At 70.0% G+C, this 24,593-nt stretch carries 21 protein-coding genes and 1 pseudogene; 13 read left to right on the forward strand and 9 right to left on the reverse strand.

The window, feature by feature from the left end; all coding sequences use genetic code 11:
- Positions 1 to 66 precede the first annotated feature (66 nt).
- Together EF387_RS04750 and EF387_RS04755 are read left to right on the forward strand one after the other, a co-directional pair.
- Positions 67 to 990 (forward strand): oxidoreductase, encoded by a 924-nt coding sequence (locus EF387_RS04750; RefSeq protein ID WP_128375193.1) that lies wholly within the window; start codon positions 67 to 69, stop codon positions 988 to 990.
- 211 nt (positions 991 to 1,201) lie between these two features.
- A pseudogene (locus tag EF387_RS04755) lies at positions 1,202 to 1,572 on the forward strand (IS21 family transposase); the annotation flags it as partial.
- A 212-nt stretch (positions 1,573 to 1,784) separates the two neighbouring features.
- On the opposite strand, the gene EF387_RS04760 reads toward EF387_RS04755, so the two are convergent.
- From EF387_RS04760 to EF387_RS04770, 3 genes are all read right to left on the reverse strand, one after another.
- Positions 1,785 to 2,105, reverse strand: a complete 321-nt coding sequence (locus EF387_RS04760) for a helix-turn-helix domain-containing protein (protein WP_128375194.1) — start codon at positions 2,103 to 2,105, stop codon at positions 1,785 to 1,787.
- 166 nt (positions 2,106 to 2,271) lie between these two features.
- Positions 2,272 to 2,604 carry a hypothetical protein gene (locus EF387_RS04765; protein WP_128375195.1) on the reverse strand — a complete coding sequence of 111 codons (333 nt, stop codon included), beginning with the start codon at positions 2,602 to 2,604 and terminating at the stop codon, positions 2,272 to 2,274.
- A gap of 229 nt (positions 2,605 to 2,833) precedes the next feature.
- A complete protein-coding gene (locus tag EF387_RS04770; protein ID WP_128375196.1) occupies positions 2,834 to 3,253 on the reverse strand; it encodes a hypothetical protein in 420 nt (139 codons plus the stop codon).
- Positions 3,254 to 4,657: 1,404 nt separating this feature from the next.
- Here EF387_RS04770 and EF387_RS04775 point away from each other — a divergent pair.
- The gene (locus EF387_RS04775) at positions 4,658 to 5,545 is read left to right on the forward strand and encodes a helix-turn-helix transcriptional regulator (RefSeq protein WP_128375197.1); all 888 of its coding nucleotides are present in this window, start codon (positions 4,658 to 4,660) and stop codon (positions 5,543 to 5,545) included.
- 52 nt (positions 5,546 to 5,597) lie between these two features.
- On the opposite strand, the gene EF387_RS46565 is transcribed toward EF387_RS04775, so the two are convergent.
- The gene (locus EF387_RS46565; protein ID WP_155589734.1) at positions 5,598 to 5,735 is read right to left on the reverse strand and encodes a hypothetical protein; all 138 of its coding nucleotides are present in this window, start codon (positions 5,733 to 5,735) and stop codon (positions 5,598 to 5,600) included.
- 204 nt (positions 5,736 to 5,939) lie between these two features.
- On the opposite strand from EF387_RS46565, the gene EF387_RS04780 reads away from it, so the two are divergent.
- Genes EF387_RS04780 through EF387_RS04790 form a run of 3 tightly spaced genes read left to right on the forward strand, consistent with a single transcriptional unit; the run spans position 5,940 to position 10,364 of the window.
- A complete protein-coding gene (locus tag EF387_RS04780) occupies positions 5,940 to 8,189 on the forward strand; it encodes an MMPL family transporter (RefSeq protein ID WP_128375198.1) in 2,250 nt (749 codons plus the stop codon).
- Between the two features lie 7 nt (positions 8,190 to 8,196).
- Positions 8,197 to 9,675 (forward strand): sensor histidine kinase, encoded by a 1,479-nt coding sequence (locus EF387_RS04785; RefSeq protein WP_128375199.1) that lies wholly within the window; start codon positions 8,197 to 8,199, stop codon positions 9,673 to 9,675.
- Positions 9,672 to 10,364: a response regulator transcription factor gene (locus tag EF387_RS04790; RefSeq protein ID WP_128375200.1), complete on the forward strand. Its 693-nt coding sequence runs from the start codon at positions 9,672 to 9,674 to the stop codon at positions 10,362 to 10,364. Before EF387_RS04785 ends, EF387_RS04790 begins: the two co-directional genes overlap by 4 nt.
- Positions 10,365 to 11,179: 815 nt before the next feature.
- Here the strand turns inward: EF387_RS04790 and EF387_RS04795 are convergent.
- The 3 genes from EF387_RS04795 to EF387_RS04805 form a co-directional block, all read right to left on the reverse strand.
- On the reverse strand, positions 11,180 to 12,403 hold the full coding sequence (locus EF387_RS04795; RefSeq protein ID WP_128375201.1) for an FAD-dependent monooxygenase: 1,224 nt from the start codon (positions 12,401 to 12,403) through the stop codon (positions 11,180 to 11,182).
- A complete protein-coding gene (locus EF387_RS04800; RefSeq protein ID WP_128375258.1) occupies positions 12,400 to 13,812 on the reverse strand; it encodes an MFS transporter in 1,413 nt (470 codons plus the stop codon). The genes EF387_RS04795 and EF387_RS04800 overlap by 4 nt, the downstream gene beginning before the upstream one ends.
- 323 nt (positions 13,813 to 14,135) lie before the next feature.
- On the reverse strand, positions 14,136 to 14,339 hold the full coding sequence (locus tag EF387_RS04805) for a hypothetical protein (RefSeq protein WP_202918141.1): 204 nt from the start codon (positions 14,337 to 14,339) through the stop codon (positions 14,136 to 14,138).
- 322 nt (positions 14,340 to 14,661) lie between these two features.
- Between EF387_RS04805 and EF387_RS04815 the strand changes: the two genes are divergently transcribed.
- From EF387_RS04815 to EF387_RS04835, 5 genes are all read left to right on the forward strand, one after another.
- On the forward strand, positions 14,662 to 15,273 hold the full coding sequence (locus EF387_RS04815) for a hypothetical protein (RefSeq protein WP_338058082.1): 612 nt from the start codon (positions 14,662 to 14,664) through the stop codon (positions 15,271 to 15,273).
- Positions 15,270 to 15,656, forward strand: a complete 387-nt coding sequence (locus EF387_RS04820; protein ID WP_128375202.1) for a transcriptional regulator — start codon at positions 15,270 to 15,272, stop codon at positions 15,654 to 15,656. The genes EF387_RS04815 and EF387_RS04820 overlap by 4 nt, the downstream gene beginning before the upstream one ends.
- Positions 15,653 to 16,588: an ABC transporter ATP-binding protein gene (locus EF387_RS04825; protein ID WP_128375203.1), complete on the forward strand. Its 936-nt coding sequence runs from the start codon at positions 15,653 to 15,655 to the stop codon at positions 16,586 to 16,588. Before EF387_RS04820 ends, EF387_RS04825 begins: the two co-directional genes overlap by 4 nt.
- Positions 16,589 to 16,599: 11 nt before the next feature.
- Positions 16,600 to 17,451, forward strand: coding sequence for an ABC transporter permease (locus tag EF387_RS04830; protein WP_128375204.1), 852 nt, complete (start codon positions 16,600 to 16,602; stop codon positions 17,449 to 17,451).
- A gap of 200 nt (positions 17,452 to 17,651) precedes the next feature.
- Positions 17,652 to 18,422 (forward strand): SDR family oxidoreductase, encoded by a 771-nt coding sequence (locus tag EF387_RS04835; protein ID WP_128375205.1) that lies wholly within the window; start codon positions 17,652 to 17,654, stop codon positions 18,420 to 18,422.
- 91 nt (positions 18,423 to 18,513) lie between these two features.
- On the opposite strand, the gene EF387_RS04840 is transcribed toward EF387_RS04835, so the two are convergent.
- Together EF387_RS04840 and EF387_RS04845 are read right to left on the reverse strand one after the other, a co-directional pair.
- The gene (locus EF387_RS04840) at positions 18,514 to 20,061 is read right to left on the reverse strand and encodes an IclR family transcriptional regulator domain-containing protein (protein ID WP_128375259.1); all 1,548 of its coding nucleotides are present in this window, start codon (positions 20,059 to 20,061) and stop codon (positions 18,514 to 18,516) included.
- A gap of 289 nt (positions 20,062 to 20,350) precedes the next feature.
- A complete protein-coding gene (locus EF387_RS04845; RefSeq protein WP_128375206.1) occupies positions 20,351 to 21,628 on the reverse strand; it encodes a M6 family metalloprotease domain-containing protein in 1,278 nt (425 codons plus the stop codon).
- 364 nt (positions 21,629 to 21,992) lie between these two features.
- On the opposite strand from EF387_RS04845, the gene EF387_RS04850 reads away from it, so the two are divergent.
- Both EF387_RS04850 and EF387_RS04855 read left to right on the forward strand, forming a co-directional pair.
- Positions 21,993 to 22,667, forward strand: a complete 675-nt coding sequence (locus tag EF387_RS04850) for a TetR/AcrR family transcriptional regulator (protein ID WP_128375207.1) — start codon at positions 21,993 to 21,995, stop codon at positions 22,665 to 22,667.
- Positions 22,668 to 22,886: 219 nt separating this feature from the next.
- Positions 22,887 to 24,431, forward strand: coding sequence for an MFS transporter (locus EF387_RS04855; protein ID WP_128375208.1), 1,545 nt, complete (start codon positions 22,887 to 22,889; stop codon positions 24,429 to 24,431).
- Positions 24,432 to 24,593: the final 162 nt, after the last annotated feature.

Genomic DNA, 24,593 nt, shown 5'->3' on the forward strand with positions numbered 1-24,593 from the left:
CTCGGTGTAGGTGACGCACACATTGTTAATGTTGCCTACATTGTGATCGGTGTATACATTGAGGTCATGGCAAAGAACACGCACACCCAGCCCTGGAACACCACCGACATCCCCGACCAGACCGGCCGCACCGCCGTCGTCACCGGCGCCAACAGCGGCCTCGGACTCGCCACCGCCACGGCACTGGCCGCCGCGGGCGCCCACGTCGTCCTCGCCGTACGGGACACCGAGCGCGGCGAAGCCGCGGCCGCGACGGTGAAAGGCAGCGTGGAGGTCCGCGGGCTCGACCTGGCCGACCTCGCCTCCGTGCGCGAGTTCGCCGATGCCTGGCACGGCGACCTGGACCTGCTCATCAACAACGCCGGCATCATGAACGTCCCCGAGGGCCGCACCAAGGACGGCTTCGAGACCCAGTTCGGCACCAATCACCTGGGCCACTTCGCGCTGACCAACCTGCTGCTTCCGCACATCACCGACCGCGTGGTGTCCCTGTCGTCAGGAGCGCACAAGGCCCCGGGCAGTCCCCGCATCCACTTCGACAACCTCGACCTGACCGGCCAGTACAACCCGCTGACCGCCTACAGCCAGTCCAAGCTCGCCAACCTGCTCTTCACCCTGGAACTCCAGCGCCGACTCGGCGCCGCAGGCTCACCCGTCCGCGCCCTCGCCGCGCACCCCGGCCTGGCCGCCACCAACCTGCAGAGCCACGACGCCAGCCTCCTGCGAACCCTCTTCTACCGTCTCGTCAACAAGCTGATCGCCCAGGACGGCGAGGCCGGCGCACTCCCTACCCTGTACGCGGCCGTCCAGGACCTTCCCGGCGCGAGTTACGTCGGCCCCGACGGCATGTTCGAGATGCGCGGCGCCCCCTGCCTGGTAGGCCGTTCCGCAGCGGCCGGCGACCCGGCCACCGCCCGACGCCTGTGGACCACCTCCGAAGAGCTGACCGGCGTCACCTTCCCGGAGCCGACTGCGGCAGTTCAAAACTGAAGCCGTGGCCGCCCCGTCGAGTCGGCGATCCTGCGGCGGGACCGGTGACCGCACTCGGTCGCACGGAGGCCCGGCCAACCGGTGCAGTTGGCCTATGGCCGGGCCGTACGCCCACCGCAACCTCCGGGAGTTCGGTGGAATTCGCGAGGTTGCTCTCGAACTCGCTGATCACGTGGCTTCCGGATGGGGATCGCCTGCTCAATGCAAGAGGGTGCTGAAGGTGGAGGACTGGGCGGAGACACGTCGGCTGCATCGAGCAGAGGGCGTGCCCAGCAAGGACATCTCACGGCGGCTGGGGGCGGCCCGGACCTGGTGCGGGCCGCGTTGAACTCGGAGCGACCGCCGAAGTACGAGCGGGCCCCGCGCGGACGGGTGGCGGACGCCTTCGAGCCGCAGATCCGAGTCCTGTTGAGCGAGTGGCCGAAGATGCCGGCGCCGGTGATCGCCGAGCGGATCAAGTGGCCGTACTCGATATCGCCGCTGGTGAAGAAGCCGGCCGAGATCCGGCCGGAGTACGTCGGCATCGCCCCGGTCGACCGGGTCACCTACGAACCCGGCCAGATCACCCAGTGCGAGCTGTGGCCGTACGTGAGGCCGTCGAAGCAAGTGGCACGAAGTGGAGCAACCTTGCGCAACATGGTGTCGAGGGCTTGAAGGCCGTGGGTTACTCCACCGAGCGCACAGGCATGCTGAAGCTGCGCGAACGCATCAGTCGCAGCAACGACAACTGAAATGTCGAATGCCCGACGCTCAGCTCCCGCCTTGGACATGGCAAACAGCGGAGAAGCGCAAGCTCAGACGTGTTCGCGCTCGGTCCATGCTGTGAGGCCGGGCCAGAGGCTGGTTCCCATTGCCACCTCCAAGCGGGCGAGAGTCCCCAAGTCGGGCAGGACCATCCCGCGTAGCAGCCGGCTGATGGTTGCGTGCGAGACCCCCGCTTTGTCGCCCAGCGCCCTCAGTCCGATCTCGGACGTCTCCATCGCCTCTGCCAGGTTCCGTGCGAAGGCCTGGCCGTAGTGCGCGCTGACAGGAGCGTCCTCGACGAGCCGGGCATACGGCCAATTGCCGGACGCGACATACGTCGCCGGCAGTTGGTCGTTGTTGCTCCGGGGCATGCCGAGATGATCCCACGTCCCCATGGGTCCCGTCCCTCCGTGCCGTACGAGTCGGTACACGCCTCCATGCTGGTGCAAGTACGCACCACCTTAGGTGATGGGGTGCCCACCTGTGGCGCGCTATCGGACTGCAGGTACGTCGTGTCGACCTCAGGGGCGGATGACCTCAAGGAGACAGGCCAGAACCTTCCGAACCCGCTTGCGGGTCATGCAGATCGGCCAGGATCCGCTTGACATCCGCGACCAGAGTCGTGGGCATGGAAACCCGGCCGGCGCGGACGGACAGCGCGCTCATGGCACCCGCTGGATCGGTCTCCACCAGGTATCCGACCTCCGACAGAATGCCGAACAAGGCCGCGTGCAGGTGGCGTCGAGCAGCTTCGTGCGCGCGGTCCGCGGCGGCCATGGGCAAGCCCCGCAGCTGCTCATCGGCGGCGGTGCGGCGCAGACTACGAGAAACGAACCATTCCACGCTGACCGATTCGCCGAGATCGGTCACTACGACACCGTGTGCGCGATAGCGGTCGTTGTTGTCGGCTTCGGGTATTCCGATGGCTGCCAGAAACGTCCTGATTTCCGGTCCCAATGGACCGCGATGTGGAGGGCGTCGTCGGTGCTGACCACTAGTCACGGGATGCTTCTCCTTGGCGAAAAGGGTCGTCAAACGTGGAAAAGGGCGGCGGATTCCACTCAGGTGGCGGCTGATGTCTACCGGCGGCTAGGCGTGGTCACTCGACGAGAGTGATGACGCCATCAGGGATCCAGCCCTCGAGGTACCCGCGCAGCAGGGGGTCGAGTTCGCGTGGGCACACATCCAATTCTCCGTCCTCGACATCGGTGAGCCTGTGCCAGGCGTAGTCGGCATCCGGAAAGGAATGGGTGCGGACGCGAAGACTGATCGGACGCATCTTGCGGTGACGGACGACGAAGATGCGCATCGAGTCGGCCCGGCCGGCTTGCTCCGCCACGGGATTGAACCTGCCGATCACTGGAGTGGCGGCAAGGAACCAATGAGAGAAGAGCGTGTCCAGAACTCGAATGAGCGAGTGCCTGGTCGGCCAGACACGAATCACTCTTGCGCTGACCGGCCGCCAAGTGGAATCGCCGTGAATCCGGCATAGCAGCACGCGCTCTCGGTGGTCGATCACGGCCAGCACGGTAGAGGCGGATTTCCTCGGCTGAAGGACTCTCATGCGTTGAGAGTGCCTCGGTGTTGACGGTCATGCCTGCGCTGAGTTGCAAGGGAATGAAGCCGATAGAGATGAGTCGATTCGCTGAACTGAGGTGGCTGCCGTACATCCACGATGCATCGCCTTCGCGATGAATGACAGTGGCCGGCTTGAGAGGGCAGGCTCTCTTCCGACGGGGCATGCGGTTGAAGGAAGAGGAGGGCCCCCACCGTACCTGCGTCAAGCCACTGACGATGCAACAGGGCTTGGCCTGCACAAACGTGTTGGGCGTTCCCAGATCACCGTAGGAGCGTTTTGGCCGCCGCCAGCGTCCACGCTCTGACCTGCGGCGGACGACTTTCGCACAAGCCCCACGAAGGCGGGGATCTGTCGGAAAACGTGTCTGAGCCCGCTGCGAATGGGTGGGCTTCAGGTCTGTTGCCGACAGGGTTGTGGTGGGCACCCCTGTGCGGGCTGAGCCACCGCCGACAGTGTAGCGGGTCGGGTGAGATCGGCGTCGGTGTTTGATCACTGGCTCCTGGTCGGGCTGGCTGGGGTGCCTGGGTGTGTGCTCAGCAGGCAGGTCCGGGCGGGGGTGGTGTCAGGTGACGAGGGCTGCCCACGGGATTTGCCACGGCCGGGCACCGCCCGGAGGCCAGTCGCACCAAGTCCTGAAGGATCTTGAGGGCGCCGGTCGGGGACGCCGTGGGGTGCTCCCGGGGGCGGCAGGCCGGTCAAGGTACCGAGCGGACAGCGCGCCAGAACGCTCAGAGGACCTGACGACCTGCCCTCGGCCCACCCGCGGATGCGGCCGCCGGTGCGGCAGCCGGAGCCCGGTGCCTGCGCCGGGTCCCTGGCCCTGGTCAGGGAACATCTGCAGGCAGGCCGTATCGGCCGGGCCGCAAGTCGGGCCGTCTGCTCACCGCGCGGCTCGACGAGCGACTGCCGACAGCCTCGGGGTCTCCCACCCCGACGCCCTGGCTGACCACCAGAAGGGCGTAGTCGATGCCCAGTCCCAGGCCCAGGGCGGTGGGGAGGTTGGTCGCGGTGTCGCGACATCGGTGACGCTGCCGAGCAGGAAAGAGCTCGTCAGCATGAGCCTGCGCATGTGCGGTGGGCCGGTGGCCAGGCCCAACCAGGGCAGCGGAGCCCCAACCAGGGCGGCGGAGCCCCAACCAGGGTGGCGGAAGCCCAACCAGGGCGGCGGAGGCCCAACCAGGGCGGCGGAGGCCCAACCAGGGTGGCGGAAGCCCAACCAGGGCGATGGAGCCCCAACCAGGGCGGCGGAAGCCCAACCAGGGCGGCGGAGGCCCAACAAGGGTCGTCTCATCCAGGGTGCGCCACACCCAGGTAACCGAACGCGTGCGCGCCTATCGTTGCGGCATGCAAAGTGCCAACCCGCACAGTGGCAACCCGCTTGGTGAGTTCCTCCGTGCCCGGCGAGAGATGACCAGCCCGGCCCAGGCCGGGGTGCCCTGGTCGGGTCGGCGCAGGACGCCGGGCCTGCGCCGGGAGGAGGTCGCCCAGTCCTCCGGAGTCAGCACCGACTACTACGCACGGCTGGAACAAGGACGAGAGAAGCACCCTTCCGCACAGGTGGTGCACGCCCTGGCCCGCGCCCTCGGACTGAATCCCGAGGAGACGGCGCACCTGCACCAGTTGGCACACACGGCTCGTGGCCGCGTCCGGCGAGGTGGCGGTGTGCTCGTCGCACCGAGTCTGCTGCGCTTGATGGACGGCTGGCTGGACACACCCGGGCTGATCCTCGACCGCCGGCTGGATGTGCTGGCCGGCAACCGCCTCGGACGCGCCCTCTTCGCCGGAATGCTGGAACAGGGCGAGACCAACCTGGTCCGGTTCACCTTCCTGGACCCGGCCGCCCGGGAGTTCTACCCCGACTGGGAACGGGTCGCCAGGTCCGGGCTCGCGGCCCTGCGGGCCGGCAGCGGCGACCTGGTGAACGATCCGAAGCTCACCGAACTGGTCGGCGAACTCTCCCTGAAGAGCCCGGAGTTCCGCAAGCTGTGGGCTCGGCACGATGTACGGGGCAAGGCTCATGAGGCCAAGTCCTTCAACCACCACCAGGTCGGCGAGCTGACCCTGACCTATGACTCTTTCACCGTCGACAGCGCGACGGACCAGCAGCTCATCGTGTACCAGGCGGAGCCCGGCAGCGCTTCCCAGCAGGCCCTCGCACTGCTCGGCACGGTGGCCGCCGACCTGCCCGCCCTGCCGCCCGTGTCAGTCAGTGACTGCGTTCGGGAGCGTTGAGGGCGCTGGACGCACGCCGCCGCACTCACGCCGCCGCACTCACGCGCTGCACTCACCGCCGCCGCGCCTTGAAGCGCGCCGCGTCGTTCGTGGCCCCGTACCGCCGTACGTCGTCCAGGAACTCCGGGGCGCAGAACCGGCGGCGCAGCGCCACTCGAGTGCGTGACAGTCCGGCCGCAGCCCAGGTCATTGAACTCCACGTCAGGCAAACCCCGCCCCGGCCCAAGTCGGCCTGTAGTGCGTAGGCACCAGGACAAGTGAGTGGCTGGTCCGGGTGCACCAGAGGAAGACGGCAGCGGGGGACGATGCCCGGCGGGGCGCCGGAAGGAAGTGTTGGAGGCGCGTGAAATCTCGCGCGTTCCCCTTGCCTGACGGTGTCTGGAGTGATCAACAGGTGGCGACATTTCTTTACCGGATCGGACGGTGGGCCTTCCGGCGGCGCCGGCTCGTGGGTGGTCTGTGGCTGGCTGTCCTGGTGCTGGCCGTCGTCGCCGCCGCCATGGCGCCGGCCGGGGAGGAAGAGGACCTCTCCATGCCCGGCACCGAGTCGCAGAAGGCGTTCGACCTGCTGGACGAGCGCTTCCCCCAGAGCAACTCCCAGGGCGCCGAGGCCCGCTTGGTGTTCCGGGCCCCGGACGGGCAGCGGGTGACGGCCAGGGAGAACAAGGCGGCCGTCGAGGACATGCTCGGCTCGCTGGACGGGGGCGATCAGGTCTCGTCGACCACCGACCCCTTTGAGACCGGCGCTGTCAGCGAGGACGGCACCATCGCCTACTCCACGATCACCTACACCGCGGACGCCGTCGATCTGACCGAGCCGACGAAGAGCGCCCTCGAGGACGCCGCGAGCCAGGCCCGGGACGCGGGGCTGACCGTGGAGATCGGCGGCTCGGCCCTGGACGCCGAAGAGGCACTGGGCGGTACGACGGAGATCATCGGCGTGGCCGTGGCGGCGGTGGTGCTGGTCCTCGCCCTCGGGTCGCTGGTCGCGGCCGGATTGTCGCTGCTGACCGCATTGGTGGGCGTGGCCGTCGCCTTCGGCCTGGTCTCCGCGCTGGCCGTTCCGCTGGGCCTGACGTCCACCGTCGCCATCCTGGCACTGATGCTGGGACTGGCGGTCGGCATCGACTACGCACTCTTCATCACCTCCCGCTTCCGCGACGAGCGCGCCCAGGGCTGCGAGCCGGAAGAGGCCGCCGGCCGGGCGGTGGGCACGGCCGGATCCGCCGTCGTCTTCGCCGGCGCGACCGTCTTCATCGCCCTGGTCGGGCTGGGGGTCGTCGGAATCCCCGAACTCACCAAGATGGGCATGGGCGGTGCGGGCGCCGTGGCCCTTGCCGTACTCGTCGCGCTGACCCTGGTCCCCGCGCTGTTCGGCTTCTTCGCCCGGCGCATACTGTCCCGCGCCGTCCGCAAGGCCACCGGGCCGGGAAGCGAGCACCCGCACCCGGTGCCCACCGCGGCCGGCCGGCCTGGGCTCGGCACCCGCTGGGCGCGGTTCGTGCTGCGCCGGCCGGTGCCCGTGCTGATGATCGCCGGAATCGGTCTCGGTGCCATCGCCCTACCGGCACTGAGCCTCGAACTCGGGCTGCCCGGAGACGAGTCCAAGTCGGTGAAGACCACCCAGCGCCGTGCCTACGACCTGCTCTCGGAAGGCTTCGGCCCCGGCTTCAACGGCCCGTTGACCGTGGTCGTGGACACGTCGGAGTCCGGGGACACCCGGGCCACCACGGACCTGGTCGTCAAGACCGTACGGGGAGTGGACGGTGTCGCGTCGATCGGTGATCCGGTTCTCAGCCGGACCAAGGACACCGCCGTCCTCACCGCCGTCCCGCAGACCGCGCCGAACAGCGGCGAGACCAAGGACCTGGTGCAGGCGATCCGAGGCGCGGTCTCCGGCGTCGAGGCGGACACGGGCGCCGGCATCCTGGTGACCGGCACCACCGCGATGAACATCGACATTTCCGAGGCCATGTCCAACGCTCTCATCCCCTATCTGACCGTGGTCATCGGCCTGGCGGTGCTCCTCCTGATGGTGGTCTTCCGCTCGGTCCTGGTCCCGGTCAAGGCCGCGCTCGGCTTCCTGCTGTCGGTCGGTGCCGCCTTCGGTGTCCTCGTCGCCGTCTTCCAGTGGGGCTGGGCGGCAGACCTGGTCGGCATCGAGCAGACCGGACCGGTCATGTCGCTGATGCCGATCCTCATCATCGGGATAGTGTTCGGCCTCGCCATGGATTACGAGGTCTTCCTCCTCACACGTATGCGGGAGGCCTACGTCCATGGCGCGTCCCCCGGCGAGGCGATCGTCAACGGTTTCCGGCACAGCGGACGTGTGGTGGCCGCGGCGGCGATCATCATGATCAGCGTGTTCGCGGGATTCATCGGGATGAGCAGCCCGACCATCCAGACGATGGGCGTCGGCCTGGCCGCCGCAGTCGCCTTCGACGCCTTCGTGGTCCGGATGGCGATCGCACCCGCGGTCCTGGCACTGCTCGGCCACCGGGCCTGGTGGCTGCCCCGTACCCTGAACCGTGTGCTGCCGAATGTGGATATCGAGGGTGAGAAACTGAGCAGGCACGTCCCGGCCTTGGCGACCGAGCCGGACGATGTGGTCCCACAGCTCCCCGTGGGCCGGCACCGGCGCTGAGTCGGCCGTGACGAACACGGGTGGCGGTGGCCCGCGACCACGCGGCACGTGGTGGCGGGAGGGAGCGATCACGGCGACGGCATTCGCGCTCTGTCTGCTCGGCGGTGTGGTGCAGGATGACGGCAGCAGGCTGTCAGCGCCGCCTGCCGCCGCCTACTTCATCGCCGTGGTGTCGTGTGCCGTGCTGCCGGTGCGGCACCGGGCGCCCCGGGCCGCTATGGCGGCCACGACCGCCGGCGCCGTGCTGGGGCCGTCCTTGGGCCTCCTGCTGAGCCCGCTCATCGTGGCCCCCGCCGCGATCACCGCTTACTCCTACTCGCTCACCGCGCGCACCGAACGGCGCTCGGTGAGCGCGGTGTTGCTCATCTCCGCGGCGCTGCTGGTGGCCTCCACCCCCTTGTTCGGGGCCCTTTCGTGGCAGGACGCGAGCAGGGTGGGAGCGGTGGCGGCGTTCCCGCTGGTGGCCGGCGTACTCGGTCACTCGGTGCGGAACCGGCGGGCCTACCTGGCGGCCGTCGAGGAGCGGGCCCGGCGGGCCGAGGAGAGCCGGGACAGCGAGGCGCGCCGGAGAGTGGCCGAGGAGCGGGTGCGCATCGCCCGGGAACTGCACGACCTGGTGGCCCATCAGATCACCCTGGCCAACGCGCAGGCCACGGTCGCCGCCCACCTCTTCGACGCCCGCCCGGAGCAGACCCGCAAGAGCCTGAAGGAGCTCGTCGAGACCACGGGGCACGCGCTCGACGAACTGCGGGCCACGGTCGGTCTGCTGCGCCAGTCCGGGGACGCGGCCGCGCCCGCCGAGCCGGCGCCCGGGCTGTCCCGGCTTCCCACGCTCCTCGAGTCCTTCCGCCGCGCAGGATTGGAGGTGTCGGTGCACCACGAGGGCACGGCCAGGCCGCTGCCGCCGGGAGTGGATCTCACCGCCTACCGCATCATCCAGGAGGCCCTGACCAACGTGACCAAGCACGCCGGTACCGGTAGCGCCCGGGTGCGCCTCGCCTGGAACCGCGATCGCGTGACCATCACCGTCACCGACGACGGAGTGGGCGCCGGTACGGCGCCGACCGCATCCACGGGAGCGAGTGCGTCCACGGCGATGGACCGTCCGCCCGGTTACGGTCTGATCGGGATGCGTGAACGTGCCACCGCGGTCGGGGGACACCTCTCGGCGGTCAGGCGCCCGGAGGGCGGCTTCCTCGTCTCCACCCAGCTGCCCCTCCCGCCCGCCAAGGACACGACGCGGAGGACCGACGGAGCAACAACACAGGGGTGGCAAATGGCTGACGGAGCGACAACCGTCGAGGGGCGAATGGCCGAGGGAGCGACAACCGTCGAGGGGCGAATGGCCGAGGGAGCGACAACCGTCGAGGGGCGAATGGCCGAGGGAGCGACAACCGTCGAGGGGCGAATGGCCGAGGGAGCGACAGGCGATGGACGGACGGGCGCCGGACGGACCGGCGACGCAGAGACCGGGGATGCGCCGTGACGCTCCGGGTACTGCTCGCCGACGATCAGGCCCTGCTGCGCGAGGCCTTCCGCATACTTCTCGACACCGCCGACGACATCACCGTGGTCGGCGAGGCCGCCGACGGCAGGGAGGCGGTGCGACTCACCCGGGAGCTGCGCCCGGACGTGGTGATCATGGACATCCGTATGCCCGAGGTGGACGGTCTCACCGCCACCTCGGAGATCTGCGCGGACCCGGAACTGCGTGCCAGCCGCATCCTGATCCTCACCACGTACGAGACCGACGAGTACGTCGCTCAGGCGCTGCGCGCGGGGGCCGGCGGCTTCATCGGCAAGGGCATCGGGGCCGAGGACCTGCTGGACGCCGTGCGCACGATCGCCGACGGTGACACTCTTCTGTCGCCCGCCGCGACCCGCTCCTTGGTCGCCCGTTTCCTGGCCACACCGGAGAACGCCCCGCCGCACCACCCCGAACAACTCGACGTGCTCACCCCGCGCGAACGCGAGATGGTGGCTCTGGTCGCGACCGGTCTCTCCAACCAGGAGATCGCCGAGCGGATGTTCCTCAGCCCCTTCACCGTACGCGCCCACGTGCAGCGCGCCATGACGAAGCTGGATGCCCGCGACCGGGCGCAACTCGTGGTCATCGCCTACCGGACGGGCCTGGCCCACGCCGCCCCCGACGGCGGCACCGATCGCGTGCCGTAGTCCGATATCGGGGGCCCTCCGGCGGCTCCACGCGGCCGGCCGCGCAGGCGCTCAGTGCCGTGGCGCCGCCGGGTGTGGTCGCCCGGAGTGCGGCTCCCGGGGCGGAGCCCGCCGTGGCGCCCAGTCGGCGGACGAGGCTGGTCGTACCGGAGCCCGCCCAGGCGGTCCTGCGGAGCGTTCGACATCACCCGAGCCTGGTTCTGCCCGTTGAAGAGTCCGAATCCCACGCCGATCAGGAGAAACCGCGAGGCCATGTCGGGCGCGCCCCAGGCCGTGCTCGCCGGGACCAGGGATGCCGTACCGGCGAGCAGGAAGGCTCGGGCCACGGCAGCCGCGGTCCGAGCGGGAGTTGCCGGGTGACGACGGCCAGCACCACGGCGACGACGGGCGCGTTGACGTAGAAGACGGCCGGCCATTCATAAGCCTCGACGAGCAGTCCACCGGCCGGGGCCCGGTGACCCCGCTGAGCGCGTGCCGAGCAGCAGCGCCGTGCCGAAGGCCCGGCCGCGCACCTCGGGGCGTGCCGCCCATGGCGGACCTGGTGGAGGAAAAGCGGGCACTGCTGCTGATTGCGGAGGCCAGCGCCCCGACCGCCCGCTCCTTCGGCCGCCCCACGATGTAAACGCAGCCGCCCTCGCCGGGCTCACCGGCATCTGGCTGGACCGCGGCATCGACTTCGCCACCGGTGGACCAACGGACCGCAGACGAGACGGTGCTCCGCATCGAACGGCTCACCGACCTCCCCGACCACCCAATGTTCGCCTCATACAGCAGGCGAGGTTGAACACCGAACTGATCGCGGTTGCTGTATCCGGTCACGGCATCGGGGCGAATTCGGGCAGTACGAGGGCTGAGTGGGCCGGTCGTGCCGGCGCGGAGGGCATGGTGACGAGGTCACGCAGCATGGTGTTGCGTTGCTCCAAGGCCCGCATCGTGCTGGGAAAGAGCGTGGCCGCACCGTTGTCGACCAGTGCCTGATTCATGGCTACGAACGCGCGGAGGTCGCGTTCGTAAGCGGCGAAGGCCACAGTGTGGTCCTGGTTCGTTGCCAGGGCGTCGGCGAGCATGTAGGCACCGACCAGCGCAAGGCTTGAGCCTTGTCCGGTAAGGAACGAGGGTGCGTACGCGGCGTCGCCGACGAGCGCGACGCGACCGCTGGACCAGTGGGGCATGCGGATCTGACCGGCCGTGTCGAAGAACAGGTCATCCGCGTCATGCATGGCGTCGACCATGCCAGGGACCTCCCATCCCGCGCCTGCGAAGGTCGTGGCGACAAGGTCCCGCTGGGCGTCGGGGTTCCGGAGGGCGTCGAACGGCGGTTCTGGTTGGTGAAAGGTCAGGAAGGCGTACAGTTCGTCGTTGTTCCCGACGGCGTAGAGGGCCGCTGCTTTCCCCGGGGTGTTCCACAACATGAGCTCGTGGGAGAGCCCGAAGATGTTCGGCATGGTGAATATGGCGAAGCAGTAGCCGAGGTAGCGGTGGAACTGTTCTTCCGGGCCGAACAGGGACTCCCGGGTGGGTGAGTGCATACCGTCGGCGCCGACTACCAGGTCGAACGTGCGCTGTTGACCACTGTGGAAAGTGACATCGACTCCTTGTTCGGACTGGTCGAGGGTGTCGATGGAGTCGTCGAACAGGAATTCCACGTTGTCGCGAACCATCGCGTGGAGATTCGCGGCCAGGTCCCCACGACGCACCTCGAGGTCCTGTCCCTCGACACTGCCGGCAACGGCGTGCGGGTGGAGCGAGGCCACTTTGCTGCCATCGGGGTTGAGGAAAGTGCAGCGACGCGAGTCGATGTGCGCGTCCTGCAGTTGTGGCAGTATGCCCATCCGCCGGACCACCTCTGTCGCGGTACCGCGGACGTCGATCGGGTAACCGCCGTGGCGCAGTGCGCCTGCCTTCTCCACCACGGTGACTGCGAATCCGGACCGATGCAGCCAGTACGCCAGCGCGGGTCCGGAGATGCCGGCCCCGGAGATCAGAACTTTGCGCCTCGCGGTAGTGCTCACGTCCATCGAGAGGCCGGTGGGTGTCATGCCCTGGCTCCTTTCTTCGTGGTGCGGACAACGAGCAGTGACAGTGCGGCGACGAGGCCCGCGACGGCGAAACCTGTAACGAAGGCCGATTCGGTCGGCCGGCCCGTCATCGGCTCGGCCCCCGCGTCGAGGATCGCGCCGGCGACCTGGGCGCCCAGGGCCACACCGATCACGCGAGTCACCACGAGCAGGCTGGTGGCGATGCCGATGTCCTTGGTCTCGATGGCGGTGGCGGTGGCGGCAAGCAACGCCGTGGTACCGACGCCCGAGGCGAACGCGGTCAGCACCTTCGCGAGGACGAGTTGCCATGCCGCGGTGTGCAGCGACGCCAGGGCGATCATCGTGGCCGCCGTGACGACGGTGCCCACGACGACCACGGCACGCGGACCGAAACGCCGCGCCGCGATCCCGCCGACCGAATCGCTTACCGCCCCGGCGATGGCGCCGGGCAGCAGGAACAGTCCTATGTCGGTGGTCCCGGCTCCGAAGCCGTACCCGTCGGCCGATACCGCGAACAGTTGCGGGAGCAGAAAGAGCACCATCCCGGAACTGGTGGTTATGACGAAGGTGAGCAGGCACGAACTCCACATCGGAGGCTTTGCCAGCATGCGTAGATCGACCATCGGCGAGCCTGCCCGACTTTCGACGACGACCCATCCGGTTGCCAGGGCGGCCACGACCACCGCGATGGCACCGACCGCGAGTGGCGGCAGGCCGCCGTCCCTCGTCACCGTCACGAGCCCGAGCATGAACGCGAGTAACGTGCCGCTCAGCAGAACCACGCCGGGCCAGTCGATCCCGTTGTCCGATGGGATCGGCGGATCATGCGGCATCAGCCGAGTCACGACCAACGTCGTCGCGATGATCGCGATCGTCGGCAGCGCGAACATCCAATGCCAGGACAGTCCTTCCGCGATCGGCCCGGCAAACAGCATTCCGACCATGCTGCCGCCCGTGAACAGCGCGACGACCAGCCCGATCGCCGCCTGTGACGCTCCTGTCGGGAGGTGTTTGCGCACCAGGATGAATGAGAGGGGCAGCGCACCCACCATGACGCCCTGCAATACCTGACCGAGCAACAACACCGGTAAATTCGGCGCCAGGCCGGCCAACAGGCCACCGGCCGAGACCACGGCCATCAGCCAGACCAGCACCCGCTTTCCGCCGTAGCGGTCGCCGAGTTTGCCTGCGACGGGTGTGACGACCGCGCCGGTGACGAGTAACGCGTTGCCGATCAGCGCCCCTTCGCCAGAACTGACTCCCAGCTCACGTTGCAGCAGCGGGAGCGCGGGCTCCACCACTGACTGCAGGGCGCCGAGGGCGAGTGCCAAGACGCCGAGGGCACCGATCGACAGCCTCCCGATGCGGACCGGGGAAACCACACCTTCGGACGTAGAGGTCCCTTGCATCACCTATTGATCACTCCAGACACCGTCAGGCAAGGGGAACGCGCGAGATTTCGCGCACCTCCAACACTTCCTTCCGGCGCCCCGCCGGGCATCGTCCCCCGCTGCCGTCTTCCTCTGGTGCACCCGGACCAGCCACCCACGTGTCCTTGTGCCTACGCACTACAGACCGTCTTGGGCCGGGGCGGGGCTTGACCTGTGAGCGCCGCCTTCGGGGCAAGGCTGTGCTTGACGTGACCGGCCCGTGGGCCGAGCACCAGGAATCGCGGCCCGAGTTGCATTTGCCGGTAAGAAGGCTGCCAGCGCACGTGCCTTTTGACGTCGCGTCAGACGGTTTTGACGGATCCACCGTCGATCGGCAGGTCCATGCACGTGTGGTGTAGGGGACGGGCCCGGCATGCGGAATCCGGGGCGCCGTTGGAAGAGATGTTGACCAGCGCCCCGCGGCGGCGCAGCAGGCTGGGTAGCGCCGCCCGGCTGGTCCGCACGGCGGCCAGGAAGTGCATGGCCGCCGCTGCGATCTGCTCCATGGTCGCCGCCGGGTGGGCGGCGCAGCAGCACCGTCACCAGGGAAAGCCGGCCCGGCGGCCGGCCTGGTCGCCCCCCGTTCTGCGAGGGCCACCTTGTACCGCGTGTCCGCGGCCCGCGTGGCCGTCGTGCGGAACACGCCCAGCGTCCGCCTGCTCTCCCCGCGCAGCAGGCGCCGCTCGACGAGCCGGTCCAGCAGGGTCTCGCCAAGCCCGGTGCCGATCTCGATGGTGCCGGCACCGGCGCTCCGACGACTTGCCTACCAGGAAAGTCGAAGATAACTTTCCTGGTAGGAAAGTAAAGTGGGACGGGAGGGCAAGGGACGTGTGCACGCCGGTGGATGCCGAACAGGCATGGAGAGACCTGCAGCGCATCCGAGTGCCGCAGAAGCGGGTGTACGACGAGGTCGAGCGGTCCGCTGCGGGCGGCTGGGGCACCACCTGGGCCACGGCCGCGCTCATGTGGCTCTTCCTGGCCGGTCTGGGCTTCGACCTGCCCCGGTGGGGCGTGGTGCTGGTCCTCGCCGCGTACATCGCGCCGCTGAGCTTGCTTGCCGTGCTCCACAACCGCCGGAGCCGGGTGCGTCTGCACCACACCCGGTGCACCCGGCGGATGTTCGGCACCTTCGTCGCCGGGGCGGTGTTGACCGGCGGGACGACCTTGCTGTCCGACCGTCTGGTCGATTCGCTGGAGCCGATGCCCGCCAGTCTGATCCAGCCCACGGTTTCGGCGACGGTGTTCGTGCTGTTCGTCGGGCCTACCGGCCGCTGGGCGGCCGGGTCGGCGCGGGACCGCGGCACACAGGCGGCAGGCACGGCAGCAGCAGGTACGGGGGCAGCAGGTACGGGGGCGGCTAGCTCGGGAGCAGCAGGTACGGGGGCGGCAGGTGCGGGAGCGAGAGGCACGGGTTCAGCAGGCACGGGAGCGGACCGATGAGCGTCCCCGCCGGCTTCGACGAACTGATCCACCCCGCCACCCGGCTGTCGGTGGTCGCGCTGCTCGCCGCCACCGAATGGGCGGACTTCGCGTTCGTCCGCGACAGTCTCTCGCTCAGCGACTCCGCGCTCTCCAAACAGCTGCACACCCTGGAGGAGGCCGGATACCTGGAGCTCCACAAGGACGGCGGCGGCCGCAAACGGCGCACCAGGGTACGGCTGACGGACCGCGGCCGCACCGCCTTCGAAGGGCACGTCGCGGCGCTCCGGGCGATCGTCGAGGGCGCCGGTCCTCTGGCGGCGACCGAAACACCACCACCCCCACTACGACCCGAAACACCACCACCACTACGACAGCGACACCACTCGGGGGCAGGACGATGACGCCGAAGCACACATCCGCCGAGCCCGTCGTCCACGCGCGCGACGTGACGATGACGTACGGCGACATCGATGTCCTCCACGGCGTCGACCTGGACATCCACCGCGGGGAGGTCTTAGCCCTGCTCGGACCCAACGGCGCCGGGAAGACCACCACCGTCGAAATCCTGGAGGGCTTCAGGCGGCGTTCCGCCGGTGAGGTGAGCGTCCTCGGTACGGACCCGGAGCGGGGCGACGACGCTTGGCGCGGCCGGATCGGACTGGTCCTGCAGTCCTGGCGCGACCACCGCCGCTGGCGGGTCGCCGAGCTGCTGAGGCACTTCGCCACGTACTACCCCGACCCGCGCGACCCGGCCGAACTGCTGGACCTGGTAGGCCTCACCGACCAGGCCGGCCGGCAGGTGGACCGGCTGTCCGGCGGCCGGCGCCGGCGGCTGGACGTCGCGCTCGGCATCGTCGGCCGCCCCGAACTTCTCTTCCTGGACGAGCCGACCACCGGATTCGACCCGGAGGCGCGGCACGAGTTCCACGTCCTGGTCGAACGGCTGGCCCGCGACGAGGGCGTCACCGTCCTGCTCACCACCCACGACCTGGTGGAGGCCGAGCGGCTCGCCGACCGGATCGCCATGCTGGTCGGCGGCCGGATACGGGCCTGCGGAACGCCCGCGGAACTGGCCCGGCGGGCCGCCGCCCAGGCCGAGGTCCGCTGGACGGCCGACGACGGGACGTCCCGCCGCGAACGCACCCAGGACCCCTCGCGGCTGGTCTGGGAACTCCACCGGCACGCGGACGGCCCCATCCCGGACCTGGAGGTGCGCCGCCCGACGCTGGAGGACACCTATCTGCACATGGTGCACCGGGAGGCCGACGGCACGGGCGGGGACGCAGACGAGGACGGGGACACGGGCGCGGACGGGGAGGCACAGGTCGCATGAGGAAGACACCCATGACGAACGGTTTGCGTGCCGGGATCCAGCGCGGCGGCATCGAGCTGAGGCACCTCCTGCGCAACGGCAAGGAGATGTCCGGCCATCTGATCAACGTGGTCGTCGCGCTGCTCGTCGCCGCCTACGTCAGCGACGACGTGCCCGGCACCCGGACGCCGATGTCCCATCTGGTGCTGGCGGGCTTCGCCGCCTACCTGCTGTTCCAGATCGGACTGATCAACTTCCCGCAGATACTCGTGACCGAGCGGGAGGAGGGCGCCCTGTTGCGGCTGCGCGCCACGCCCGGCGGGATACCGGCCTACCTCGTCGCCAAGTGCCTGCTGGTGGTCGTCCTGGCGGTCGGCTGTCTGGCTCTGCTCCTGGCGGCCGCGGCGCTGCTGGTGGACGGGCCACTGCCGCACGGGCAGGGCGACTGGCTGACGCTGCTGTGGGTCACCACGCTCGGGCTGCTCGCCGTCGTACCGCTGGGCGCGGCCATCGGCGCCGTGCTGCCCAATCCCCGCGAGGCGCTGGCGTTGATCATGCTGCCGGCGATGGGGCTCCTGCTCACCTCCGGAGTGGTGTTCCCGATCACCTCGCTGCCCGTGCCGGTCCAGCAGGTGGCCGCGGTGTTCCCGCTCAAGTGGATGGCACAGGGCCTGCGTTCGGCGCTGCTTCCCGACGCGGCACGGACCGCCGAGGTGGCCGGCTCCTGGGAGCTTCCCATGGTCGCCCTGGTCCTGACCGTCTGGGCGGTCCTCGGGTTCCTCCTCGCGGTGCCCCTCCTGCGCCGCGCCGCCCGCCGCGAGTCCGGCTCCCGCCTGTCCGCGCGGCACCGCAAGGCGGAACAGAGCGGCGCCCTGCCCACGTAGACGGCCTCGTTCACCGCCGCGGGGTAACACTGGGTACAGCACTCCCATCCGCCGCCGGTCCCCTCGCACGGGCTCCGGCGGCGCGCGGAACGCGCCCCGCGACCATGCGAAGTCGCAGATCAGCGTCTTGGGTGGGTGCGCTGCTCCCAGGGAGGACGGCGCCCTTCCAGGCGCCGGCCGGCTCGGCCAGAGTCGACGTCATGTCAATGAACCGAACAACCACCGACGTTCCGGCCTCCCGCAAGGTCATCCTGGTCACCGGGGCCAGCAGCGGCATCGGTGAGGCCGTCGCCGCCCGGCTGGTGCGCGAGGGACACCAGGTGGTCGCCGGTGCGCGGCGGACCGATCGTCTGGCGGCGCTGGCCGAACGCACCGCTCAGACGGCCGCCCGTTCCGGCGGCGGCCTGCACCCGGTGCGGGTGGACGTGACCGACCGCGACGACGTCGGCGCCTTCGTCGAGGACGCCCGTGACCGCTTCGGACGGGTCGACGTCCTGGTGAGCAACGCCGGGGTCATGCCGCTGTCGCGGCTCGACGCCCTGCTCGTCGAGGAGTGGGACCGGATGATCGACGTGAACGTCCGCGGGCTGCTGCACGGGATAGCCGCGGCCCTGCCGGTGTTCACCGCGCAGGGCGGCGGCCACTTCGTCACGGTGGCCAGCATCGGCGCCCACGAGGTCGTGCCCACTGCCGCCGTCTACTGCGGCACCAAGTACGCCGCCTGGGCGATCACCGATGGCCTGCGCCAGGAGTGCGATCCCTCGATCCGGGTCACGACCATCTCCCCGGGGGTGGTGGCCTCCGAACTCGCCGACTCCATCACCGATCCCGGTGCAGCGCAGGCCATGCAGACCTACCGGGCGCACGCGATCGACCCGGACGCCATCGCCGGGGCCCTGTCCTACGCGCTCGCGCAGCCGGCCGACGTCGACGTCAACGAGATCGTCGTGCGGCCCGTTCGCCAACGCTGACCAAGTCGTGGTCCCGCGGGCCGAGTACGCCGACGACCCCGGTCTCGGTCGCCCCGCGAATCTGCTGGTGGTCAGGATGGGCGGTGGGGGATCAGGTCGGGGGGATCCGGGTGAAGCGGGTCGCCGTGTGCAGGTCCGTCTCGATGTGGGCTGCCGTCGCACGGAGGGCCGGGAGGACATCGGTCACGCACTCGGCAGGAGTGCGGCGGGTGGTGTGCATCGCCACGTTCACCGCTGCCACCGCCCTGCCCGCACGATCGCGGACCGGGACCGCGATGGAGCGCAGGCCCTCCTCCAACTCCCCGTCGACCAGGGCGTATCCCGTCCTGCGGACCTCGGCCAGGACGGCCGTCAGGTCCGACGGGCCCTTGGGCGGGTGGTCCGCCAGGATCGCCCGGCCCAGTGAGGTGGCCCGGGCGGGCAGGCGGGTGCCCACCGTGACGTTGACGCTCATGATGCGGCTCGTCGTGACGTGGGCCGTGTACTGGATGTCGTCGCCCACGAGCACCGCCAGCGACGTCGAGTCGTGGACGCTCGCCGCGAGTTCGGCGAGGTGCGGTTCGGCGATCCGGGGGAGTGTCGTACGGGACAGGGGTGGGAAGCCGAGCGCCAGGACGCGCGGGGTGGGGCGGAACCTACGGCCGTGCGTGGTGACGTAGCCGAGGTGGTCCAGGGTGATGAGGGCGCGGCGGGCCGTGGCCCGGGCGAGCCCGGTGGCCTGTGCGACCTCGGTGAGCGTCAGTTCGGCCCGTCCCTCGTCGAAGGCCGTCAGAACGGTCAGGCCGCGCGCGAGGGATTCGACGAACTCCCGGCCCAGCTCCTGCTTGGACGCCCCCGTCCACGCGGCGAGGCCTGACGGTGCGGGGCGTACCTCCGGCTCGGGTGCGTCCCGCAACCGCTGTTCCATCGCGTCCACCGTCTCCCTCAGCCGGGGCAGCAGCGTGTCGCGCAGCGAGGCGGCCGTGTGCCGGCTCGTGTGGCTCACCACGTTGGCCACGCAGGCGACGCGGCCGGCCTCGGCCGCCCGTACGGGTACGGAGATGGCCACCAGTCCCGGTTCGATGAGCTGGTCGTCCAGGGCCCAGCCCCGGGCGCGTGCCTCGCGGGTGCGGGCCTCGAAGTCCTCCTCGGCCGGGGCGTCCTCCCGTGGCGGTACCGCCGGGAATCCGCGGTCCTGCGGATCTGCGGCCCGCCGCGCCCGCCAGCGCGACCACTCCGCCGCTCCCCACTCCATGGCGAACAGCGGGCCCGGCGCGGTGCGTTCGGCCGGGAGCAGGTCGCCGATGCGGAAGCTCAGCGACATCGCCCGACGCCGGGTCGCCTGGTGGATGAAGCGGATACCGTCCCCGTCGCCCACCGCCAGCGAGACGGACTCGTCCAGTTCGTCCGCGAGGGCGTCGGCGTAGGGGTCCAGCAGGCGGGGCAGGCGCAGCGCCGACAGATAGGCGTTGCCCAGTTCCATCAGCCGGGGTGCCAGCACCGCGTCCCGGCCGTCCAGGCGTACGTAGTCCATGCGCGTCAAGGTCGCGGTGATCCGGTCGACCGTCGAGCGGGCCAGGCCCGTCGCTCGCTCCAGCGCACTCAGGCTCAGCGCCCCGTCCGCCTCGGTGAGCCGCAGCAGCACGGTGATCCCGCGCATGAGGGGGGTCACTGCCTCGGCCGGTGCGGCTGCCTGGGGCGGCTCGGAGGCCTCGGCCGGTGCGGCTGCATCGGCAGGTGCGACTGCCTCGGTCGCCGCGGCGGCCTCGGTCGGCGTGGCTGCATCGGCAGGTGCCGCGGGGTCCTCGCTCCCCGGCCCGGGGGAGCCGGAAACGGGCACCGGCACGGAACTCACCGGCCCGGCGTTCGCTGACATGGACTCTCCGATGGCGCTACGGATCTCGGAACGCCACCGTAATGCGTCGCCCGCTCGCCGTCCCCGGCGGTTCTCAGCGCCGGGTCACCAGCACCCGGTAGTCACCGGCCGCCTGTGTCCCCGTCACGCTGATCCCTATCCCGCGCCTGCGGTCCTCGAAGTTCTCGCCGGGGCCGAAGGGCGCGTCCGACAGTTCGGCGTGCACGTTGGGGCTGCGGGTGCAGCCGCCGCTGTTCCGCTTGGAGTCGAAGACGGTCACCGGTCCGCTTCCCGTGTCCACGCCCGCGTCGACCCGGTATATCAGCACGCCCGGCCGGCACACCTCCTCGTCGTTGCCGCCCCGGGTGCGCAGTTCGACGGCGTATCCGGACCGGGCGGACAGCGGGACGACGACGAGCTTGAGCCCGCCGGCCCGGGACAGCGGGCTCAGGACGTGTTCGCTCCTGCCCGGTGCCGCGACGCAGCCGACCTGGGAGTCGTCCAGCCAGCCCAGCTTCCACTTGTGCCAGCCGAGGAAGTCGTTGTTGGCCCCCCAGTCCTCGCTCATGATGTCCCAGTGCCCGACCGCGCCCCCGCCGTCCTGGGTGTAGAGGTCGGGGAGCCCGAAGACGTGTCCGTTCTCGTGCGGGAGTACGCGGTAGCCCGTGTCGCCGTACGAGCCGGAGCCGTCGTCCTGGCGGCTGTAGACGAACGAGGCGTTGGCGACCGCCACCCCGTCGGCGACCGGTGCGTCCGCGTTCCCCGCGAAGGTCACCGACAGCACGGTGTCCAGGGCGGAGGGGCCGGCGTTCGGGGTGACCAGGACGTTCACCAGGTCGTAGGAGCGGAAGTCCACCTCCGGGTCGGCGGCCGCCACGATGTCCTGGGCGAGCGCTCGGTACGCGGGCTCGAACGGGGCGCCGCGCGCTATCCCGTATCCGGCGAACGGCCTGGGCATCCGCAGCCAGCGCGTTATGGGAGCCTCGGGGCGGTAGTCGAGGCGGCCGTACGAGCTGGTGGTGAACCACTCCTGGGTCTGCGGGAAGAACTCGGCGAGGCGGGTCAGGGCGCTGCCCTGACCGGGTGCGTCGGGGAAGTCGACCATGAGGTTGAGGGCCCGTACGGTGCCCGTGGAGCGGGCGTAGCCGGGGCCGGTCGGGATGCCCTCGGAGAGCTGGACGTCCAGCGGGCCGCTGATCCTGCAGGGGCCGTGGCCCGTGGTGTGTGCCAGGGTGACGGGTCCGCCGGTGTTCGGCGTGTCACCGGTCAGTCGTCCGGAACCGGCCGCGGTGCTGATCGTCAGGGTGAGCAGGGTGACCGAGGCGAGGGCTGCCGCGCGGCGCTGGCGTATCCGTCGGCTGGGCGGCTGCATCCCTGCACCCTTCGCTCCCGGCAGTCGGCCCGCACCGACTGCGCCCTGCGATCACCCTGTGCCGGAGCGTGCACGGGCGCGCGCTGGAGTCGACCGATCGTGGGTTTCTTGCTCGCCGAGCGTGTGACGCGCATCACGGGAAGGTCGGGAAATAACCGGGGATCGTTTCCCCGTTTAGTCTGGTGTCCGAGCGAAACGGGGAAACGATCCCCGGATCGCGGTACGGCAGGCAGACCCGGGACGGGAAGTTCGGGCATGCGAGCCGAGATCAGAAGTTCGGGCATGCGGACCGAGCCCGGAACTTCGGCCACGCAGACCGAGACCAGGAGTTCGGGCAGCAGTCCCGAGACGAGAGGAGTACGCCGTGAGCACCGCCACCCGCGAACCGCGCCGAGCGCCCCGGCCGCGTGCCGATGCGCTGCGCAACCGGGAGCGGATCGTCACGGCGGCCCGTGAGATGTTCACCGAGCACGGGGGCGAGGTTCCGCTCGACGAGATCGCCCGTCGGGCCGGCGTCGGCAACGCCACGCTGTACCGCAACTTCCCGGACCGTGACGCATTGGTCCGTGAGGTCGTCTGCTCGGTCATGGACCGCACGTCCGCGCAGGCGGAACGGGCGCTCGCCGAGACTGGCGACGCGTTCGCGGCTCTGTCGCGGTTCGTGCACGCCGCCGCCGACGAGCGGATCAGCGCGCTGTGCCCGATGGCCTCCAGCACCTTCGACGAGCACCACCCCGACCTCGAGGCCGCGCGCGAGCGGGTCGAACAGCTGGTCGAGATGCTCATGGAGCGCGCCCGGTCCGCCGGGCAGCTCCGCTCCGACGTGGGCGTCGGCGATCTGATGATCGCCACGGCCCAGCTCAGCCGGCCCCCGGCCGGGACCGGATGCGAGCACTTCGACCGCTTCGTCCACCGGCATCTGCAGCTGTTCCTGGACGGGCTGCGCGCCCCGGCCGGCTCCGAACTGCCCGGCAAGACCACGACCATGGAGGATCTCCGACAGGCCTGCCTCGAACGAGCCGGAACGAAGGCGAGCTGACCTCGGCCTGCCCTGCGACACCGTCGAGGGTCGTCAAGCAGACGACCGCGAGTGTCGCCTGAGATGACCGCAGAGGATCGCCCCACAGCCCAAGGCCCCCGCGGCCCGCCCGCACAGACAGACCGATCGACCGGCCGCCGTCAGCGTCGACGTGCCGTGCCGGCACCGTATTCATTTTTTCTTTGCCATTTCCTGCGAAGTACCGGAGTGGGTACCCCCATGTCTGAAACAGCCAAGGCCACCACCGCCGACAAGGCGCCACCGGCCCCCGACAACAACCGCTGGAAAGCGCTCGCCTTCATCGCGCTCGCCCAGCTGATGGTGGTTCTGGACGCCACCATCGTCAACATTGCGCTGCCTTCCGCCCAGCAGGATCTGGGGATATCCGACGGCAACCGGCAGTGGGTCATCACCGCCTATGCCCTCGCCTTCGGCGGACTGCTGCTCTTCGGCGGACGGGTCGCCGACCTTTGGGGCCGCAAGCGCACCTTCGTCACCGGCCTGATCGGCTTCGCCGGTGCCTCGGCGCTCGGTGGTGCGGCCACCGGCGAGGCGATGATGCTCGGCGCTCGCGCCCTGCAGGGCGTCTTCGGCGCGCTGCTCGCGCCGGCCGCGCTGTCGCTGCTCGCGGTGATGTTCACCGACGCCAAGGAGCGCGCCAAGGCCTTCGGCATCTACGGTGCGATCGCGGGTGGCGGCGGTGCCGTGGGGCTCATCCTCGGCGGCTTCCTCACCGAGTACCTGGACTGGCGCTGGACGTTCTTCGTGAACATCCCGTTCGCGATCGTCGCGGCCGCCGGCGCTTACTACGTCATCCGTGAGCCGGCGGGCGGCCGCAACCGCTCGCCGCTCGACATCCCGGGTGTGGTGCTGTCCACCCTGGGCCTGGTGGCCCTCGTCTACGGCTTCACCCGCGCCGAGTCCGACGGCTGGGGCGACTCCATGACGATCGGCCTGTTCGTCGGTTCCGCGGTGCTGCTCGCGGCCTTCGTGTTCACCGAGTCCAAGGTCCGGTTCCCGCTGCTGCCGCTGCGGGTGGTGACCGAGCGCAACCGCGCGGGGGTCTACCTCTCCCTCGGCCTCGCGATCATCGCGATGTTCGGTCTCTTCCTCTTCCTCACCTACTACCTGCAGATCGTGAAGGGGTACTCGCCGGTCGAGACCGGTTTCGCCTTCCTGCCGATGATCGCCGGCATGATCGCGGGTTCCACGCAGATCGGTGCCCGTCTGATGATGCGGGTGGCCCCGCGTCTGCTGATGGGGCCGGGCTTCCTGGTCGCGGCGGTGGGCATGCTGCTCCTCACGCAGATGGAGGTCGGCTCGTCCTATGCGGGGCTGCTGCTGCCGGCCCAGCTGCTGCTCGGTCTGGGGATGGGTACGGCGTTCATGCCGGCGATGTCCCTGTCCACGCACGGTGTCGAGCCGCGTGACTCCGGTGTCGCGTCCGCGATGGTCAACACCTCGCAGCAGGTGGGTGGTGCGATCGGTACGGCCCTGCTGAACACGATCGCCGCCTCGGCCACGACGTCGTACATCGCCGACCGTGCCGCCGCAGCCACGAGCAAGCCCGCGCAGCAACTCCTCCAGCTGGACGGCATGGTGCACGGCTACACGAACGCGATCTGGTTCGCCGTCGGCATCCTGGTGCTCTCCGCGGTGATCGCCCTCACCTTCGTCAACACCGGCCGGCCCGAGGCCGGCTCGACGACGGCGGCCGGCGAAGGGGCGGAGGACGAGGTGATGGTCCCGGTGGTCGCCCACTGACCTGAGCCCCCAGCATCACGCCGCACGCGCGGTGCACCCGCCCGGTCTTCGCGGGTTCGCCCCGGCCCCCCTCAGCGGGAGCCGGGGCGAACCCCGTAGGTGAGACGACACCTGAGCCACCGACGCGGGCTCCGCGTCACCGTGTGGGGCTGCCACCGGCGC

The sequence above is a fragment of the Streptomyces cavernae genome (genome assembly GCF_004023625.1).
Classification (GTDB): domain Bacteria; phylum Actinomycetota; class Actinomycetes; order Streptomycetales; family Streptomycetaceae; genus Streptomyces; species Streptomyces cavernae.